This window comes from Poseidonibacter lekithochrous, assembly GCF_013283835.1.
In the GTDB taxonomy this organism is placed as follows: domain Bacteria; phylum Campylobacterota; class Campylobacteria; order Campylobacterales; family Arcobacteraceae; genus Poseidonibacter; species Poseidonibacter lekithochrous.
This window is the reverse complement of record NZ_CP054052.1, coordinates 1,770,318-1,788,156: the sequence shown is the minus strand read 5'-3', so window position 1 is coordinate 1,788,156 and position 17,839 is coordinate 1,770,318. Positions and strand designations below refer to the sequence as shown.

The window sequence follows — 17,839 nt, the reverse complement described above, 5'->3', positions numbered from 1 at the left end:
TTATATTAAAAACTTACAGTTCAACCTCAAAAGCTAGTTTTAGAACATCACTTTCAGTTAATTCATCCTTACTTCTAGGTTTAGGATTTTTAAGTTGCATTACTTTTTGTTTTAGCTCATCTAAGTGATACTTATCAAGATTCTTAATCAATGTATCATTAATCATCTCTTTTTTTAGACTACTTGTATCAATTAGTCTTGTAATAGCATTTTTTAGATTTTCTTTTGTTTTCTCAAAGATTTTCTCTTCATCAGTTAATGTTACATAAATCTTATCTAAATACTCAGAGATAGTATCTCCAGGATACTTATATGTTGTAACAGAGTTATATACATATTTTTGAGATCTAATTCGTGGAATAAATACACTAGTGAAAATTGCACCTTGTACAGTATTTAATCCATCTAAATCTTTTAATTGATTGTGAGAGCAAATAAAATCTTCTTTTACCACAGATGGTGAGTGTTTTAAAGAAGAGATGTTATTTTTTAGAATAATAAAACTTCCCCCTACTTCTTTTGGACCACCTTTTAATGATACTAATTCATTTTTAAAAGCTAAGAAATCCCCTGTTACTACTTTTGGACAACCTTCAAGAGAAACTAATTCATTATTACTAATATCAAAGTCTCCATCAACTTCATTGAAGTTAAGAGGTAGTTTAGAGAAGTTTGCAAGCTTATCAGATAATTTTACACTACCTTTTACATTTACAGAGTTATCACTAAGGATTGTAGTCCCTTTAATTTCATGTTTTGATAACCATCTGTTAATTTCATCTTTTGAAGATAAGGCAACTACTGGTTTATAAACGTGAGCAATTACTTCTTTACCCTTATATTTCCATGACTTATCATCTTCATTAAAAGAGTTTGCTAGTTTATTTAATCTAACATCTGTTATTAAATCCCAACCAATATTATCAGCTATTCCATCTAAGTCTTTAACTGAATTTCCATTACAAATATAATCTTGTTCAACTGTAATTGGTCCACCATTTAATTCTTTGATGTAGTTGTTAGAGCAATCAAAATAAGAAGTAATATATTTAGGTCCACCTTTTAAAGACTCAATTCTATTGTTTGAGCATTTAAAGTAACCCTTAACAGATCTAGGACTTCCTTTAATTGATGTTAATCTATTATTTGAACAATTGAAGAATCCTACTACCTCTTTTGGGCAGTAAGATAGAGTTGTTAGTTTGTTTCCAGAACAATCAAAATCTCCAACTTTAGTAGGTGCTCCCATTAGAGAATCTAAATCATTATTTGCACAATTAAAATCTTTTCCAACAGAATCAGGACATCCATCAAGTGTTTCAAGATTATTATTGCTTATATCAAAATAACCATTTACTTGTCTAAAATTTACAGGCAGTTTTTTATCATTAAGTTTTCCATTTAAATTTACACTTCCATGAACAATAATATTAAAATCATCTGTAATGACATAATTGTCAATTGAGTGTCCATCTAACCATTTTTCAATCGCTGAAAAGCTCTTCATTCTTTGCCTTTATTTCTATGTATTTAAATTTTAGTTTTTATTAGCTTTAGAACTAATTATTTTTTGATAATTTAAGCTAACATTCAATGTTATTTACGTGATACTAATAGATATGTGAGTATTTATTACATAAACAACCAAAGATATATAAAATTATCTTTGGCTGAAATATTCATTTTATAATGGTCTGTAAACTTTAATATTTTTGCAATTTTCAGCATCTCTTAAATACTGTGCATGCAATTGACTTAGAATACCTTTTTCACAATAGAATAAGTATTCTTTATTTTGAGGTAGTTTTTTAAATTCATTTTTTAATTTATAGAAAGGAATTTTTAATGTTTCACAAGAAGTTTCAATACAATCATCACTTTGTCTAATATCAATTACAGTGTAATTTCCACTAGAAAGATCACTTACAACTTCCATTTGTCCAATTTCTTCAATATCATTTACAATATCATTTACATCTGTTTTAATTGCATTTTCAACAGCTGTATCAAGTACTGAATAATCAAATTTCTTAGCTTCTTTTTCCATTCTGTCATAAGAGCCATGAGTTACAGGATTTTTAGAAATTACACCACAATACTCAGGCATAGTCTCAGCAAATCTTCTAGTTCCGATTTGATTAGCAATATCCATGATTTCAGGTTTATTCATAGTAGATAAAGGTCTTAAAACTAATTTATTTGTAGCTTGGTCGATTAATGCTAAGTTTCTTAATGTTTGAGAAGATACTTGAGCAACACTCTCCCCTGTCATAACTGCATCAATTTTCATTTCATCAGCAATTTTTTCTGCTGCTTTTAACATAAGTCTTTTTAGTGTAACACCCATGTATGATTCACTAGTAGATCTGAAGATTTCAGTAACTACATCATCAAAAGGTACAGAAATAAATGATACTTTATGAGAAGAACCAAATTTATTCCATAAGTAGAATGCTACTTGTTTAACACCAATCTCATGAGCAACACCACCTAAGTTAAAGAAAATAAAGTGTGTTTTAACACCTCTTTTCATTGTTAAGTATGAAGCTACTGTTGAGTCAAATCCACCAGACATTAATGATAAAATATCACCTTGAGTACCTAATGGGAATCCACCTAAACCTTTATGTTTAAGAGTAATAATATTTAACTGGTTATCAACAAGCTCAATTCTAATTGTTACTTCTGGGTTATGTAAATCAACAGTAGAATCGCTGTTTCTACTTAACATATATCCACCAACAGTTTGTTCAATTTGTGTTGATTTAAAAGAGTGTGTTCCAGATCTTTTAGCTCTTACTACAAAAGCCTTACCTTGAATCTCTTTTGCCATTTGTTCATTTACAATAACTTTAATTTCGTCAATTGTAGTGATTTTATCAAATTGTAATGCTTCAAGTACTTGCTCAACACCTGGCGTTTCTAATAATACTTGTCTAGTTTCTGTAACTACATCTATTGGACATACAACTTCTATTTTATCAAAGAATTTTCTTGAAGTAATTTCTTCAGAGATTTTTCTAGTTAGTTTTTGAATATTTCCATGTAATTGGGCTACCATTTGTCTTTTAGCAGAAGTACCCTTGATCATGATTTCAGGGAAAAATTTAATTATGAATTTTTGTGTCTTTATTTGTGACATTTCCATTTTACGAGGACCTTATTTGTTTTATAAACGGAATTATATCATAAGATATTTAAGGTTGGAAGATTAAATAATTCATGAGTAAAATAAACTATAAATTTGACTAAAACTTAGCAAAACCTCTCTTCTTAAGATAATAAAAAAATTATCTTTTTCTCTATTTTTTCTCATTTTGTTATACGAATGTAATACAAAGGGTATAGAATATAAATATATCTTTTTTGCATATTTATTTCACAAATAAACAAAAAAGTTTCAAATAAAGTGTAGTTTTATTTTTTCACAAAATAAAATATAATATAATTTCAGTGTAAATTGATAATTTTCAATGAGGTGTTATATGATAATAAATTTTATAGATTGTACTGAATCCAATCATAATGATATGGATAAAGTAATTACGTACTTAAATGACTATTTTAACTCACTAAATATTCAAACAGTAAGATTAAAATACTCAGAGATGCAAATTGTTAAGTGTTCCCAATGTAGGGCTTGTACTCAAAAGAAAGGTGAATATCCAATTGATTGTGTAATCAAAGACGATATGAATAAAACCCTAAAACAAATAGAAGAAGCTGATGCTTATGTGATTTTAGCAGATAGAAATAATCTCTTTACAAAAAACAAGGTTCATGAGAAAGTATCTGAGAGATTTGTTGCTTATCATTATTGGCCTTTTGGACAAAGACAATCAACTCCTAGAAAACAAAGTCTAGAAAAAAGCTCAATTCTAATCAACTACAACACAACCCAGTATTTTATGAATCATAGTTTTTATACTTCTAGATTGTATATGGAACAAACCTCACACTCAATTGGTGCTAAGGTTTTAGATTGGTTAGCCTTCACTCCTAAAGAAGACTTAATACTTTCATACGAAGACAGACTAATTACGATGGCTGATAAGTTAATAGAATCTTTTAAAAACAAAGCCTCTTGATTAGTCAATAGTTTTTAATCAACATCTTCGTAACCTGCTCTAATATTTTAAATATAGCAGTTGTTCCCCTGTTTGCATCATCATATTTTGGATTTATCTCCGCAATTTCCCAACAACAAACTTTTTCATTTTTTATAAGCTGCATATTTAATTGCATTGCTTGCTCAAAACTTAGGCCATTTTCACTAGGTGTTCCAGTTCCGGGTAAATATAAAGGATCAATACTATCCACATCAAAAGAGACATAAATATATTTACAATGCTCTAATTTTTTAAATATTTCATCAACTACAGTTTTTATACCTAAGTATGTAATATCTTTAGCATTGTATTTTTTAATATTGTGTTTATGAATCAAAGTCTCTTCTGCTCGCTCAAAATCTCTTAAAGCACAAAAGATTATATTTTCAGGTTTTATTGAAGGTTTCTCTCCTGCAATATCTTTTAATTTTTCCCAATATTTAATCTCTTCTTCATCTAATTGATTGATTTGAGATTCTTTATTATCCAAATTTGTTACAACTGATAAAGGCATTCCATGAATATTTCCAGATGGTGAAGTATATGGAGAATGAATATCAGCATGAGCATCTATATAAACTACACCTATTTCATCATTTGGATGAGCCATTTTAAGTCCGTGCATTGTTCCTGCACAACTTGAATGATCTCCTGCAAGTACTATTGGGAAAAGTTTTTCATCCCTTAGACTTTTTATTCGATCGGCTAATCGTTTTGTAACTAGATATATTTTGTCTATATATTTTGCATTTGAATATGCTGACACTTCATTAAAGCTTGAGTTCTCATCTAGGATTACCTCAGCAGGGTATTTTTTAAAATATCTTGAATTTAGGCTTTGGCTTGATTTCATAAGTGCATCTATTCCAAGCCCTGCACCTTTTTTTCTTCCTGCTATATCAGAATAGACCTCAACAATTTTTATAAATCTTGATGAATCTTTCATAATGACTCCTTTATACTAATGAGTATAAATCTTTAACATCACTCATTTCTGGAATAAGATTTAATTCAACTCCAATATCATGCTCTTTAGCTAACTCATAAGTAAGTCTTAGAACAGAATAGTCTTGTAAAGCAAATCCAACGGAATCAAAAATAATAGTTCCATCTTTGCTTACATTTAAATTTACTTCTTTATTTACGATCTCATGAAGTTCAGGACATACATAATCATCACCTAGGTGTTGAATCTCCCCTTCTATTTTTGATTGTTCTAAAAACTCTACGACTACATGTGAATCTTTAACTAATTCAGATGATAATTCAGTCTTACCTGGACAATCTCCACCAAGTGCATTTATAAACACATCTTTCTTAATCATCTCTTTTGATAGAATTGTTTGGTATTTTTTATCAGCTGTTACAGTTGTAATAATATCCGCACCTTCTACACACTGCTTAGCATCTTTACAAGGTGTTAATTTAACATCATACTGTTTTAGATTCTCTGCCATTTTTTCCATTGCAAGACAATCTACATCAAAGTATCTAAGTTCTTTAATATCAAAGATATATGAAAAGGCTAGGTATTGAAATTCACTTTGTGCTCCATTTCCAATGATTGCTAAAACTTGTGAATCTTTAGGTGCTAGATATTTAGCAGCTAATGCAGAAGTTGCCGCAGTTCTAAAAGCTGTTAATACAGTCATTTCTGAAAACATGAGAGGCTCACCAGTTTCTACTACTGATAACTGTCCTGTTGCCATAACTGTTAGTTTATTACTTGCTTTTGGATTTTTTGGATGTCCATTTACATATTTGAAACTATATTGGCTTTTATTTGAGATAGGCATAAGTTCAATTACTCCCCCATCTACATGGGTAGCAATACGAGGCATTTTATCAAAGTCATGCCATGTTTTATAATCTTCTTCAATGGTATCTATAAGTTTTAGGAAGTATTGTTTAAAACCTATTTTTTCTATTATTTTTTTAATGTCGTCTATTTGTAAAACTAGCATATTTACTCCTTGTACAAAAGATATAATAGATATGTTAGCACTATTTAGCCTTTTAATCAAGTAAATAATTAAATTACGAAAAAAATTTTAAGCTTTAAACTTTATTGAAAATGTACTTCCTTTGTTTATTTCACTTTTAACTTTTATAGACGATTCAAATCTTTCACAAATCTTTTTAACAATTGCTAGTCCTAGACCAATTCCATCTTTCATAGAAGTTCTAGCCTTATCTACTCTATAGAATCTCTCGTAAATTTTATTTTGATCTTCTTTACTTATTCCTATACCTGAATCATTTATTTCTAAGAGTATATTTTTATTTTGTTTTTTAGCAAGAATTTTTATATGACCTTCTTGTGTATACTTAACAGCATTTGTAAGCAGGTTATTAACTACTATACTTAAATACTTCTCATCAAAGTTTACATTTAAGTCTTCTTCTATTTCTAAGATTAGCTCTAGATTCTTCTTTTCTATAAAATCTAGGTTTAATTCTACTGCTTCAAAAAGAACCTTATCTAAAGAAGCTCTTTTGTTACTTTGTACTTCTTTTTCTAATCTTGATAATAATAAGAAGTTTTTTATAATCTCTTGTAGTTTCTTTTGTTCTTTATCTACTTTGTTTATAACAGCTTTTAACTCTTCCTTACTAGCTTCTTTGTTTTTAATAAGCTCTATTTCCCCTTGTATTATTGTAAGTGGAGTTTTTAATTCATGGGAAGCATCTGAAGAAAACTGTTTTATATTTTCTACACTGTTTTCTACATTTTCTAACATCTTATTAAAAGAGATAATCAATTCTTCAAACTCATCTTTTGTTTTATTCTCTTTTAGTCTTTTTGATAAATCATCACTACTTTGTAAATGCTCTAATTCATTTAGTATTAACTTCAAAGGATTAATAGTCTTATTTATAAGTAAATAACCTAAAAAAGTAAGAAGAAAGAATATAACTATATTTAAAACAATAATCGTTCCGTATATATCATCAAGTGATTGTTCTAAGTATTTCTCATCTATTCCTAAATAAGCCTCATAATACTCTCCATCTTTTTCAAAAGAGTTGATAGTCAAAACATAATCATCAATCTCTATAAAGCCCTCATCATAATAGTCTTCATATTTTTTATCTAATTGTTCTTTTCTATCTTCATATTTTTTAGAATCATCTTCGTGTTCATCTTCATATTTAATCTGCTCTAATATCTCTTGGGTTTTAAATCTAGATTGATTTGTAAAGGCAATTGAGTCTTCTTTGAAGATAATTAAAAACTGATTTCGTAAATCTATATATTTATCTAGGTCTTTTATTTTTAAGCTTTCATCATCTTCTAGAATATCTTCCATTTGTGTATATGTAGCATCTAGTAGTTCTAAAGTACGTGTTTCTTTATTTAGATTAAAAAAATAGATAGAGATAATTGATAAAAATAGAAGTATTACAAAGATAGTAGAAGTAAAAGATATGAATAGTTTTGATTTTACTGATTTCATTTTAGTGTATATCCAATGTTTTTGATATTGTTTATATATGCCTCATCATAAGTTTTGTCGATTTTGTTTCTAAGTCTATAGATATATACCTTTACTAAATTAGAAGCATTAGAGTAGTTCATATCCCATACTGATTCAATAATCATAGAATCACTAACTACTTGGTTTTGATTCTTTACTAATAATTCTAAAATAGAAAACTCTTTTGCAGTTAGTTCTATCTTATTATTAGCTCGTGATACTGTCTTTTTTATAATGTCTAGTTTTAAATCTTTGAAAACTAATTCATTTGTAGTTGAGGTTTTACGTCTAAGCATTGCTCGAATACGTGCTAATAGTTCTTTTAGTACAAAAGGTTTAGTCATATAGTCATCAGCCCCATTATCAAGGCCTTCTATAATATCGTCACTATCATCTTTTGCTGTAAGCATAAGAACTGGTGTATCTATCTTATAGGCTCTTAACTCTTTACAAACTTCTAAGCCACTCATAAATGGAAGCATAATATCAAGTATGATTAAATCATAAGTGTTTGTTGTAGCTAGATAAAAGCCCTCTTTTCCATCACTACCGATGTCAACTGCATAACCTTGCTCTTTTAGACCCTTTGATAAAAAGTCTGTAATTTGTGGATTGTCTTCTACTATTAGTATTTTCATATTCTTTTCTTCTTTTGATATTCGTATATATTGCCCAAAAAATCATTAGTGAACAATATATACAAAATATTTAGCTATTAGATTTTATCATCGTATATAATCTTTTAGAACTAGTATCATTTTGTTCTGCTATATCTTCAAGTGTTTCTTCAAAGGAATCAAACTTTATTTTATTAATTCTAAAAATAGTTTCAATTTTACTTTTGTCAAAACTTTGAATATTAGCTAGCATTTCAAGAGGTAAGCCCTGTGCGTCTTCAAAGGGTGGTTCATCCTTTGTGTCATACCAAGATTCTTGCGCTGGTTCAAATACTGCTGTGATTGATGAAATTGGCGTTTCTACACTACTTCCTGCTATTAGAACTATACTTACAATACTTGCAAATAACAACTCTTTTTTATTTTTGAATTTTTCTCCTGCTTTACTCTTCATATAACTAAGCATTGCTTTCCAATTTTGAACAATATGAAATATCACAATTACCGTAAGATAAATAGAGATAACAGCATGGAAGTGCTCCCATTGGTTCTTTTGTAAACCTAATAAACTCCAACTATTCCAATAAGCCATAGTAGCATCAGGCATCACTAGAAGGACAATACCAGTGATTAGTGCCATAATACTTAAAAAGAATGTTATCAGGGATATAAACGCTCTTTTATTAAACTTCTTATTCATTAGTCTTGTTCTATCTCAACCGCTTTGATTTGACCGTTTTGTCTTTTTGCTGCAATGTATAATTCATCACCAACTTTTAATGCTTTATCTTCTTGAATAATTATAGTTGTATCATCAACTAAGATTTTGTTTCCAGAAATTTTCCATACACCTGTAAAACCTGTTTTTGGTTTTTCTTCTAACTTACCTTCGAAGATATAGTTTACACCTTTTTTCTCATAAAACTCTCTTTCGTATTTGTAATCTTCATGATCACCTTTGTCATCTTCAAAAAAGTGTGACTTAAAACTCTCTTTATAGTTTTCATTTTTTTGGTTTTTATCTTCATATTTATCATGAGCTAATAATCCAAGAGGTATTGCACATACTAAACTTGCTAATATTACTTTGTGTGTTGTTTTCATTTTTAAATCCTTCGTTTGTTTTGATAGGGTAAGTTTAAAGGACTAAAATGAATGGCAAGTGAAGTAAAAATGAAATTTTATTCATTTTGAGAATTTGTCTATTTTATCTAATTTTAAACATTGTATTATTGTATACCCCACTTATTATTTAACAAAGCCCATATAAAGATAAAACATTACAGTATAAAACAGTGAAATATTGCATTTTGTAAATAAAATTTATCAAAGATAATACTTGATTGGTGAATAAAAGCCCAAAATAGGCTCTTTTGGCTCTTTGTTATACGTTTTATCCTACTTACAATTTAACAAATGCCGTATAGAGATAGAATATTGCTATATGTAATATATCTTTTCATTGTATATTAAGATATACAACGATATGATTTTAATATACGTTATATACTTGAATATATAAGGACTTATGTGAATATATCATCTAACCTAACTCTAGAGCTGTTTGATCAGCCTTTTTTATTAGAAAAGAGAATCGAGCTTCTTTTGGCAATAGAAGAACACGGTTCAATTAGCAAAGCAGCAAAAGCAGTACCAATGAGTTATAAAACAGCTTGGGATGCAGTTGACGCAATGAATAACCTCTCACATACTCCAATAGTCTCAAAAGAGACAGGAGGAAAAGGTGGTGGAGGAACTGCTCTTACTGAATATGGATTAAATCTTCTAAAAACATACAAAGTATTAAAACAAGAACAAACAAGATTTATGCAAACACTACAAGAATTAACAGATATTGATACTGGAACTTTTAAAACAATAGGAAGGCTTGCTATGCAAATTAGTGCAAGAAATCAAATCATAGGAAAAGTAGACAAGATTGTCTCAAATGATGTAAATGCAAATATCGTAATAGTTCCCAAAAGTGGACATGAACTTTTTGCCAATATTTCAAAAGAAGCTTTAGAGTCTTTGGACATAAAAAACGAAGATGAAGTAATCGCAATATTTAAATCAAATAATGTACTTTTATCAACAGATGAAAACATCGCAATTAGTGCAAGAAACAAAATAAAAGGAACAATCACATCTATCACAAAAGATAGTACAAACAGTGAAGTAGTTCTAGATATTGGTGAAAATGAAAGTATTGCTTCTATTATTACAACTGGTGCTGTTAAGAGATTAGAACTTGAAATTGGCAAGGAAGTTTTCGCTTTTATTAAATCTTCTGACATTATGATTGGTAAATAGTGTTAAGTCTAAAGGATAATATATGTTAAACAAAAGCCTTATTGGATTAGTATTATTGGGATTAAGTGCTAACGCTGGTACAATCAAGATTGCAGTTGCTGCAAATGTATCTTATGCAATAAATGATTTGAAAAAAGAGTTTAATAAACTTCATCCAAATACAAAGGTGCGAGTAACACTAGGTAGTAGTGGAAAACTAACTGCTCAAATAAGCCATGGTGCTCCATACGATTTATTCATGTCTGCAAATATGAAATATCCAAACACTTTATATAAAAACAACATAGCAATAACTAAGCCTATAATTTATGCAAAAGGCTCACTTGCATACTTAAGTAATAAGCCAAAAGACTTCTCAAAAGGTATTAATCTTCTAGAAGATAAAAGCATAAGAAAAATAGCTATTGCCAATCCTAAAACTGCACCTTATGGAATAGCAAGTGTAGAAGCACTTAAAAATGCGAAGATATACAAAAACATAAAAGCAAAACTAATCTATGGAGAATCAATCGCACAAACAGTTTCTTATACTGTAACTGCAACTGATATTGGTCTTATTGCTAAGTCCTCACTATTCTCACCTAAAATGAGCCATTTTAAAGAGAATATTAACTGGAAAGAAGTTGATTCATCTTTGTATACTCCAATCGATCAAGGTCTTGTAATACTAAAACAAGGAAAAGAGAATAAAGAAGTAAAAGCTTTTTATGATTTTGTATTATCGCCTAAAGCAAAAGAGATTTTTAAAACATACGGATACCAACTACCATGAATACACTAAAAGCACAAGTAACACAAATAGACTCTATGGATAATCTAACTATTGTAAAGTTTGATTATGAAGGAACAACTCTTTCTATGATGAGTTTAGGTCTAAAAGACGTAAAAGTAGGAAGCCAAGTAATTCTTAGTATTAATGCCTCTCATATAGCTATTGGTAAAGACTTAAAGGGAGATATATCTTTATCAAATAGATTTGATTGTGTAATAAAAGCCCTTGATAAGGGGAAATTATTAAGCTCACTAAAACTATCTATAAATGACGATTCTCTAAGCAGTATCATAACTACCTCATCGGTTAATCGACTAAATCTTAATGTGGGTGATGAGGTACAAGCTTTGGTAAAAGCTAGTGAAATATCAATAAAAGAGGTTATATCGTAATGAACTTTTTTGATACTCTAAGTAACCTAGAACTTGAACCTTTTGTATTATCTTTCAAGTTAGCATTTACTACTACTTTGATTTTGTTTATTATTGCCCTACCTTTAGCTTGGTGGTTATCTCAAACTAAATCAAAAGCAAAACCAATCTTAGAAGCAATAACTGCTCTTCCTATTGTATTGCCTCCTTCGGTTCTTGGATTTTATATACTTTATACTTTGTCTTTGAATTCTCCTATTGGAGCATTTTTTGATGAGTACTTTGGAATCAAACTAGTGTTTAACTTCACAGGTTTAGTAATTGCAAGTTGTTTTTATAGTCTGCCTTTTATGGTTCAACCATTACAAAGTGGTTTTGAAACTCTGAATAAAAATATGCTTGAAGCTAGCTACATAAGTGGAAAATCTAAGTTTACTACCCTACTTTACGTAGCGCTGCCAAATATCAAACCAGCACTTCTTACTGCCATCATCGTTACATTTGCTCATACTGTTGGAGAGTTTGGAGTTGTTCTTATGGTTGGTGGAAGTATTCCAGAAGAGACAAAAGTAGCTTCTGTAGCTATCTATGAGTTTGTAGAAATACTAGACTATGAAAGTGCTCATATCTATAGTGGAATTATGGTAATACTTAGTTTTATAGTGTTGTTTGGGGTTTATGTGTTTAATGCTAAACAGAAGAAGACTTTTATATAGGGATAAAACAAATTATGATAGATTTTTATGAATTAGAAAAAAGACTCATCAAACTTCAGGGGAAGATTGAAACAGTTAAAGAACTAAAAAAATATAAGGGTGAAAATTTTAATATTTTTAGTATCTTAAATATAGAAAGATTTGAAGTTAAAACTCATTCTGCATTAATATATGAACTTATTAATCCAAAAGGAAGCCATAATCAAAGTAAAAAATATTTAGAAATTTTTATTGCAGACATTTTAAACATTAAAGACTTTGATTTTAATAGTGCTAAAGTCAATAGAGAACATCTAACAGATACTAATAGAAGAATAGATTTTACAATTGAGGATAATAACAATTTTATTGTAATTGAAATGAAAATTGATGCAAAAGATCAAATTAATCAATTATCCGATTATAAAAAATTTGCAGATAAAAAAAAGAAAAGAACTAGATGTTATTATTTAACATTAAATGGGAATGATGCAAGTGAATTAAGTACTAAGGGTATTAGTTATGAAAGAATTTCTTTTTCATTTCATATATTAAACTGGATTAACAAATCAATTGAAAAAAGTTTTGATTTGCCTATTATCAGAGAAAGCCTTACTCAATATAAAATATTAATAGAAAAACTTACAAATAAACATACGAAGGAAATTGAAATGGAAGTATTAAAAATGATTAATACTCCTGATTTAATAGAAAGCGCAACTATTTTATCAGAAAATATTGGACTTATTTGGGCAAAAAAAGAAGCTATATTTTGGGATGAAGTAAAAAATAGAACTTCAAAAGTTAATACAGACATAATATTAGATTCATCTATATATTTTTTTGAAAAAGATGTAATAGAAATTAACTATACTTCTCAAGAAGAATTAACTCAAAAAGTAAATGAAAAAAGATCAGCAAAAAATATTGAATTTGGAATACGTTATAAATTGAATAGAAATGGTGAGCATTTTAATTGCTATCTATACTTATATAATTCTAGTTTACTAAGTTTTCAAATTGGCGATGATATTATTGAATCAAGTTTAGTTATTGATATATCAAAAAAAATCTCTATAACTGGAGTAAATAAAAATGCTAGATATAAAGAAACAGATACTCAAATAAATTTTTACGGGAAGAACAATTCTAAAGATTTGTCTTATGAAATTTTTGATAGTCAGAAATTTGAAGATAAATTAAATAAAATTTCATCAGAAGTAAATAATTACATAGCAAAATTCAAACAATAAAAATATGACTTTTATTTTATAAAAAATAATAGCCTATAAATATGTAGTAATTTATATATTTCAAACCATTAATTTAGTATTATTATTACTAATTATAATTATTATATCGACTCAGGGAGAATTATATTATGCCATTAAAACTTATCTTTATTTCTTTATGTTTAATCACTACGATGATACAAGCATCAACAACAAATAAAAAGCTTATTTATATGACATCTGACATAAATATTCCTTTTTGGCAAATAATGAGCAAGGGTATAAATAGTACTAGTAATTCTCTAGGTTACGACTTCGAAATCTATAGTGCAGATAATAGTGCTAAACAAGAATTAGCAAATACAATTAAAGCTATTAGAAACAAAGTAGCAGGAATTATAGTATCTCCTACAAACTCTTCTGCTTGTGTAACAATCCTAAAACTAGCTAAAAAAGCTAATATCCCAGTAGTAATAGCTGATATTGGTACAGATTCAGGTGAGTATGTATCTTATGTATCTTCTAATAATAAAAATGGTGCATACAATATTGGGAAACTTCTTGCAAAACAGATGAAAGCCTTATCTTATGATAAAGGTACTGTAGGAATCATAGCAATTCCACAAAAAAGACTAAATGGACAAGAGCGAACAGCAGGATTTATGAAAGCTTTAGATGAAGAAAAAATCAAAAGTGCAGATATTAAACAGCTAAGTAAATGGACACAAGAAGAGACATATAACTATGTAAAAGATATGATAGAGAAATATCCAAATCTAAAAGCTATTTGGCTTCAAACATCAAACTTCTACAAAGCGGCAATAAATGCAATAAACGATTCAGGTAAGAGTAATGAAGTATTACTAATCTCATTTGATGCAGAACCTGTATTTTTAGACCTTATTCCAAAAGGAGATATTATTGGAGCTGCTATGCAACAACCATATCTAATGGGACAAGAAGCTGTAATAGCACTAGATAAACATCTAAAAAATGAAAAAGTAGCAAAACATATACAATTACCAATTTTAAGTATCTCAAAAGAGAATATTGAAGCAGAGTTATCTACAATCAAAAGAAACGTATTAGGAATAGAAAATAAGTAATAACATGAAAAATACAAAACAATCTTTATATACAAAACTTGTAATTATTATTATCTTTACAGTTACTATTACTATGGCATTTCATGCTACCTATAATTATATAAATACTAAAAATAGAATAATTAATGAAATAAAAGAAGATTCAAGAGAAACTATCGTTTCTCTAAAAAGTAATATTACTAATTTATTAGCAGCTTATGCTGTAAATGAATATGACAATCTAATATCAAATGAAGTAAAAAACAAAAATATTTCTGCCATTATCATTGAAGATTATAATATGGGTAAATTAATTGGTGAAAGGTCTTATACAACAGGAAAAGTAAAAGCTCTTAATAAAAAAGTATATGATTATGATGTAAATAACAAAAGTCAAAATGATATATTAAAAGAAAGTTTCTACATGGATACTTTTGATATTGTAAATACAGAAAACGAAACAATAGGTGTTTTAAGTGTTTATATATCAGATACAACTATGAATAAAGAGTTAAACAACATTATTGAAGAGAGTATTATTGATACTATAATTATTTCTGTTTTATTAATATTGTTTTTATTTATTAGTATTAGACTTTTTATTTTAAAACCAATATCAGATATTATTGAGATTATTTCTAATAAAGATAGTGATGGTATTCCCTTGAAACTATTAAAAAACAATAACTCTAAAGAAATTAATAAGTTATCAAATACTATTAACGATATGATTAATTCAGTTAAAAGCTCTAGAGAGGTCTTAAAAGCAAGTGAAAATAGACTTAATCATCTTTTAGAAATGAGCCCTATTGCTGTAAGAATTACTAAAGACCAAGGAGAAAATGTAATATTCTCTAACTATGCCTATAGCAAACTAATCAAAAAAAATGATAATGAAGCTTTATTTAGAAATCCAAAAGATAACTATGAAGACAAAAAAGTTTATGAAAACATAATAGAATCACTTAACAATAAAAAAGATATCTATAATAAATTAGTAAAACTAAATATTGACAACAAAGTAGTATGGGCATTAGCCTCATATATGAATATTCAATATGAGAATGAAGAGTGTATTATTGGTTGGTTTTATAATGTTACAGAAGATAAAGAGAATGAACTAAAACTATTTGAAGCTCTAAACCTACAAACAGCTATATTTGATAACTCTGGTTATTTAATGATTAGAACTGATAAAGATGGTGTTATCAAACAAATCAATAAAGAAGTAGAGAAACTTCTAGGATATCAAGCAGATGAACTTATTGATATACATACTCCAATAGTTTTACATCAAGAGCAAGAAATAGAAAAAAGAAATAAACTATTCTCACAAGAGTTAAATAAAGAGATTAAAATTGGGTTTAAAACACTTAGTATTAAATCTGATTTAAATTTAGAAAATGAATATGAATGGACATATATTACTAAAGCAGGAAAAGAAATTCCTATTCTATTAGCAATTACAACACTAAAAGATAAAAACAATCAAACTCAAGGTTATATAGGTATTGCAAAAGACTTAACACAACGTAAAATACTTGAATCCCAAGCAAAACTGGCTTCAATGGGAGAAATGATTGGAAATATTGCACATCAATGGAGACAACCGCTTAGTGTAATATCGACAATTGCTAGTGGTATTACAGTAAAAAGTGAATTTGGAAAACTAGAATTACCATCAGTACTAGAAGATATGGAAAGTATTATAAAACAATCTAAATACCTATCTAAAACTATTGATGACTTTAGAAACTTCATAAAAAATACAAATAACAAAGAAAAACAAAGTGTACTAAGTGTATTAGATAAAACACAATCTATTGTAAACTCATCTATTGTAAACAATGATATTACTCTTATTACTTGTTTTGAAGATGATGGAATAATTGATGGATATGAAAACCAACTAATTCAAGCAATAATTAATATAATCAATAATGCAAAAGATGCTTTAGCTGAGATTAGTGAAGATAGATATATATTTATGGAAACTAAAAAAGATAAAGATACATTAGTTTTATCTATTAGAGATAATGCAGGTGGTATTCCTGAGAATATTATTGACAAAATCTTTGAACCATACTTCACAACAAAACATCAAAGCATTGGTACAGGTATTGGATTGAGTATTACTCATCAGATTATTACAAAACACCATGATGCAGTAATTAGAGTTACAAATAAAACATATAAATACAATAACCAAGAATTTACAGGAGCCAATTTCCAAATTATTTTTAAAACAATTTAATTTGAAATTATAAAGAATAAAATGATAGATATAAATATAAACAAAGAACTACACGGCTCAAATGGAACTATGAATCTAGATGTAAACCTACAAATCCAAAAAGGTGATTTTGTAGCCCTATCTGGACTTAGTGGAAGTGGAAAAACTACCCTACTTCGTATAATTGCAGGACTTGAGCAAGCAAGTGGAAATATCACAATAGAGGGTGAGACATGGCTTGATAAAAAAGATATACTTCCTGTACAAAAAAGACAGATTGGTTTTGTATTTCAAGACTATGCTTTATTTGATAATATGAGTATTGAACAAAATCTTTTATTTGTAAACAAAGACAAAAAACTAGCTAATAAACTACTAGAACTAACTGAACTAAAAGAACTAGCAAAAAGAATGCCAAATACACTAAGTGGTGGACAAAAACAAAGAGTTAGTTTATGCCGAGCTATGATGAATAATCCAAAGCTTTTACTACTAGATGAACCACTCTCAGCACTAGATCCAAGTATGAGAACAAAACTACAAAATGAAATTCTTACTTTACATAAAGAGTTTGGAACTACAACTATTATGGTAAGTCATGATCCAAGTGAGATTTATAGATTATCTAATCGTGTAGTAGTTTTAGAGCAAGGAAAAATCATAAATGATGGATTTGCAAAAGATGTATTACTAAAAACACAAGGCTCACAAAAATTCTCTTTTGAAGGGGAGTTATTAGATATAGTAAAAACTGATGTGATTTATATAGCTATTATATCTATTGGTCAACAACTTGTTGAGGTAGTTTTATGTGAAGAAGAAGCAAATGAACTTGAAATAGGAATGAAAATAAGAGTTGGAACAAAAGCTTTTGCACCAACAATCTCATATTAATTTGTAGCTTCAATTAATAAGTTTTTTCTATACTCAGAA

At 28.2% G+C, this 17,839-nt stretch carries 17 protein-coding genes; 9 read left to right on the top strand and 8 right to left on the bottom strand.

All coding sequences use genetic code 11. The features are described 5' to 3' along the window. Positions 1–13 precede the first annotated feature (13 nt). Both ALEK_RS08500 and thiI read right to left on the bottom strand, forming a co-directional pair. Positions 14–1,507: a hypothetical protein gene (locus ALEK_RS08500; RefSeq protein ID WP_071625590.1), complete on the bottom strand. Its 1,494-nt coding sequence runs from the start codon at positions 1,505–1,507 to the stop codon at positions 14–16. Between the two features lie 177 nt (positions 1,508–1,684). Further along, positions 1,685–3,148, bottom strand: a complete 1,464-nt coding sequence (thiI, locus tag ALEK_RS08495; RefSeq protein ID WP_071625591.1) for a tRNA uracil 4-sulfurtransferase ThiI — start codon at positions 3,146–3,148, stop codon at positions 1,685–1,687. Positions 3,149–3,485: 337 nt separating this feature from the next. On the opposite strand from thiI, the gene ALEK_RS08490 reads away from it, so the two are divergent. Beyond that, the gene (locus tag ALEK_RS08490; protein ID WP_071625592.1) at positions 3,486–4,088 is read left to right on the top strand and encodes a flavodoxin family protein; all 603 of its coding nucleotides are present in this window, start codon (positions 3,486–3,488) and stop codon (positions 4,086–4,088) included. Between the two features lie 4 nt (positions 4,089–4,092). Here ALEK_RS08490 and ALEK_RS08485 read toward each other — a convergent pair whose 3' ends face one another. The 6 genes from ALEK_RS08485 to ALEK_RS08460 all read right to left on the bottom strand — a co-directional run bounded on the left by ALEK_RS08485 (position 4,093) and on the right by ALEK_RS08460 (position 9,309). Further along, complete coding sequence (locus ALEK_RS08485; RefSeq protein WP_071625593.1) at positions 4,093–5,055, bottom strand: arginase; 963 nt, start codon at positions 5,053–5,055, stop codon at positions 4,093–4,095. Between the two features lie 10 nt (positions 5,056–5,065). Beyond that, positions 5,066–6,073: an ornithine cyclodeaminase gene (locus ALEK_RS08480; protein WP_071625594.1), complete on the bottom strand. Its 1,008-nt coding sequence runs from the start codon at positions 6,071–6,073 to the stop codon at positions 5,066–5,068. Between the two features lie 87 nt (positions 6,074–6,160). Beyond that, positions 6,161–7,567, bottom strand: a complete 1,407-nt coding sequence (locus ALEK_RS08475; RefSeq protein WP_071625595.1) for a sensor histidine kinase — start codon at positions 7,565–7,567, stop codon at positions 6,161–6,163. Further along, positions 7,564–8,226, bottom strand: coding sequence for a response regulator transcription factor (locus ALEK_RS08470; RefSeq protein ID WP_071625596.1), 663 nt, complete (start codon positions 8,224–8,226; stop codon positions 7,564–7,566). The genes ALEK_RS08475 and ALEK_RS08470 overlap by 4 nt, the downstream gene beginning before the upstream one ends. Before the next feature lie 70 nt (positions 8,227–8,296). Next, positions 8,297–8,905 (bottom strand): DUF4405 domain-containing protein, encoded by a 609-nt coding sequence (locus tag ALEK_RS08465; RefSeq protein WP_071625597.1) that lies wholly within the window; start codon positions 8,903–8,905, stop codon positions 8,297–8,299. Then, entirely contained in the window at positions 8,905–9,309 is a 405-nt protein-coding gene (locus ALEK_RS08460) for a DUF5666 domain-containing protein (protein ID WP_071625598.1), read from the bottom strand. The genes ALEK_RS08465 and ALEK_RS08460 overlap by 1 nt, the downstream gene beginning before the upstream one ends. Before the next feature lie 426 nt (positions 9,310–9,735). Between ALEK_RS08460 and ALEK_RS08455 the strand changes: the two genes are divergently transcribed. From ALEK_RS08455 to ALEK_RS08420, 8 genes are all read left to right on the top strand, one after another. Then, on the top strand, positions 9,736–10,518 hold the full coding sequence (locus tag ALEK_RS08455) for a TOBE domain-containing protein (RefSeq protein ID WP_071625599.1): 783 nt from the start codon (positions 9,736–9,738) through the stop codon (positions 10,516–10,518). Positions 10,519–10,540: 22 nt separating this feature from the next. Further along, a complete protein-coding gene (modA, locus tag ALEK_RS08450; RefSeq protein ID WP_071625600.1) occupies positions 10,541–11,290 on the top strand; it encodes a molybdate ABC transporter substrate-binding protein in 750 nt (249 codons plus the stop codon). Then, complete coding sequence (locus ALEK_RS08445) at positions 11,287–11,682, top strand: TOBE domain-containing protein (RefSeq protein WP_071625601.1); 396 nt, start codon at positions 11,287–11,289, stop codon at positions 11,680–11,682. Before modA ends, ALEK_RS08445 begins: the two co-directional genes overlap by 4 nt. Beyond that, positions 11,682–12,377: a molybdate ABC transporter permease subunit gene (gene modB, locus ALEK_RS08440; protein ID WP_071625602.1), complete on the top strand. Its 696-nt coding sequence runs from the start codon at positions 11,682–11,684 to the stop codon at positions 12,375–12,377. The genes ALEK_RS08445 and modB overlap by 1 nt, the downstream gene beginning before the upstream one ends. Before the next feature lie 14 nt (positions 12,378–12,391). Continuing rightward, complete coding sequence (locus ALEK_RS08435) at positions 12,392–13,609, top strand: PDDEXK-like family protein (RefSeq protein ID WP_071625603.1); 1,218 nt, start codon at positions 12,392–12,394, stop codon at positions 13,607–13,609. 128 nt (positions 13,610–13,737) lie between these two features. Continuing rightward, on the top strand, positions 13,738–14,694 hold the full coding sequence (locus ALEK_RS08430; protein ID WP_071625604.1) for a substrate-binding domain-containing protein: 957 nt from the start codon (positions 13,738–13,740) through the stop codon (positions 14,692–14,694). 4 nt (positions 14,695–14,698) lie between these two features. Next, on the top strand, positions 14,699–16,927 hold the full coding sequence (locus ALEK_RS08425; RefSeq protein WP_071625605.1) for a sensor histidine kinase: 2,229 nt from the start codon (positions 14,699–14,701) through the stop codon (positions 16,925–16,927). A gap of 21 nt (positions 16,928–16,948) precedes the next feature. Then, positions 16,949–17,800, top strand: coding sequence for an ABC transporter ATP-binding protein (locus ALEK_RS08420; protein ID WP_071625606.1), 852 nt, complete (start codon positions 16,949–16,951; stop codon positions 17,798–17,800). Positions 17,801–17,839 lie beyond the last annotated feature (39 nt).

Bases quoted from the DNA above. Each gene is read 5' to 3' on its own strand.
- ALEK_RS08425 (WP_071625605.1), top strand. From the start codon at position 14,699: ATGAAAAATACAAAACAATCTTTATATACAAAACTTGTAATTATTATT.
- ALEK_RS08470 (WP_071625596.1), bottom strand. From the start codon at position 8,226: ATGAAAATACTAATAGTAGAAGACAATCCACAAATTACAGACTTTTTA.
- ALEK_RS08475 (WP_071625595.1), bottom strand. From the start codon at position 7,567: ATGAAATCAGTAAAATCAAAACTATTCATATCTTTTACTTCTACTATC.
- ALEK_RS08435 (WP_071625603.1), top strand. From the start codon at position 12,392: ATGATAGATTTTTATGAATTAGAAAAAAGACTCATCAAACTTCAGGGG.
- modB (WP_071625602.1), top strand. From the start codon at position 11,682: ATGAACTTTTTTGATACTCTAAGTAACCTAGAACTTGAACCTTTTGTA.
- ALEK_RS08500 (WP_071625590.1), bottom strand. From the start codon at position 1,507: ATGAAGAGCTTTTCAGCGATTGAAAAATGGTTAGATGGACACTCAATT.
- modA (WP_071625600.1), top strand. From the start codon at position 10,541: ATGTTAAACAAAAGCCTTATTGGATTAGTATTATTGGGATTAAGTGCT.
- ALEK_RS08460 (WP_071625598.1), bottom strand. From the start codon at position 9,309: ATGAAAACAACACACAAAGTAATATTAGCAAGTTTAGTATGTGCAATA.
- thiI (WP_071625591.1), bottom strand. From the start codon at position 3,148: ATGGAAATGTCACAAATAAAGACACAAAAATTCATAATTAAATTTTTC.
- ALEK_RS08465 (WP_071625597.1), bottom strand. From the start codon at position 8,905: ATGAATAAGAAGTTTAATAAAAGAGCGTTTATATCCCTGATAACATTC.
- ALEK_RS08490 (WP_071625592.1), top strand. From the start codon at position 3,486: ATGATAATAAATTTTATAGATTGTACTGAATCCAATCATAATGATATG.
- ALEK_RS08420 (WP_071625606.1), top strand. From the start codon at position 16,949: ATGATAGATATAAATATAAACAAAGAACTACACGGCTCAAATGGAACT.
- ALEK_RS08485 (WP_071625593.1), bottom strand. From the start codon at position 5,055: ATGAAAGATTCATCAAGATTTATAAAAATTGTTGAGGTCTATTCTGAT.
- ALEK_RS08445 (WP_071625601.1), top strand. From the start codon at position 11,287: ATGAATACACTAAAAGCACAAGTAACACAAATAGACTCTATGGATAAT.
- ALEK_RS08480 (WP_071625594.1), bottom strand. From the start codon at position 6,073: ATGCTAGTTTTACAAATAGACGACATTAAAAAAATAATAGAAAAAATA.
- ALEK_RS08430 (WP_071625604.1), top strand. From the start codon at position 13,738: ATGCCATTAAAACTTATCTTTATTTCTTTATGTTTAATCACTACGATG.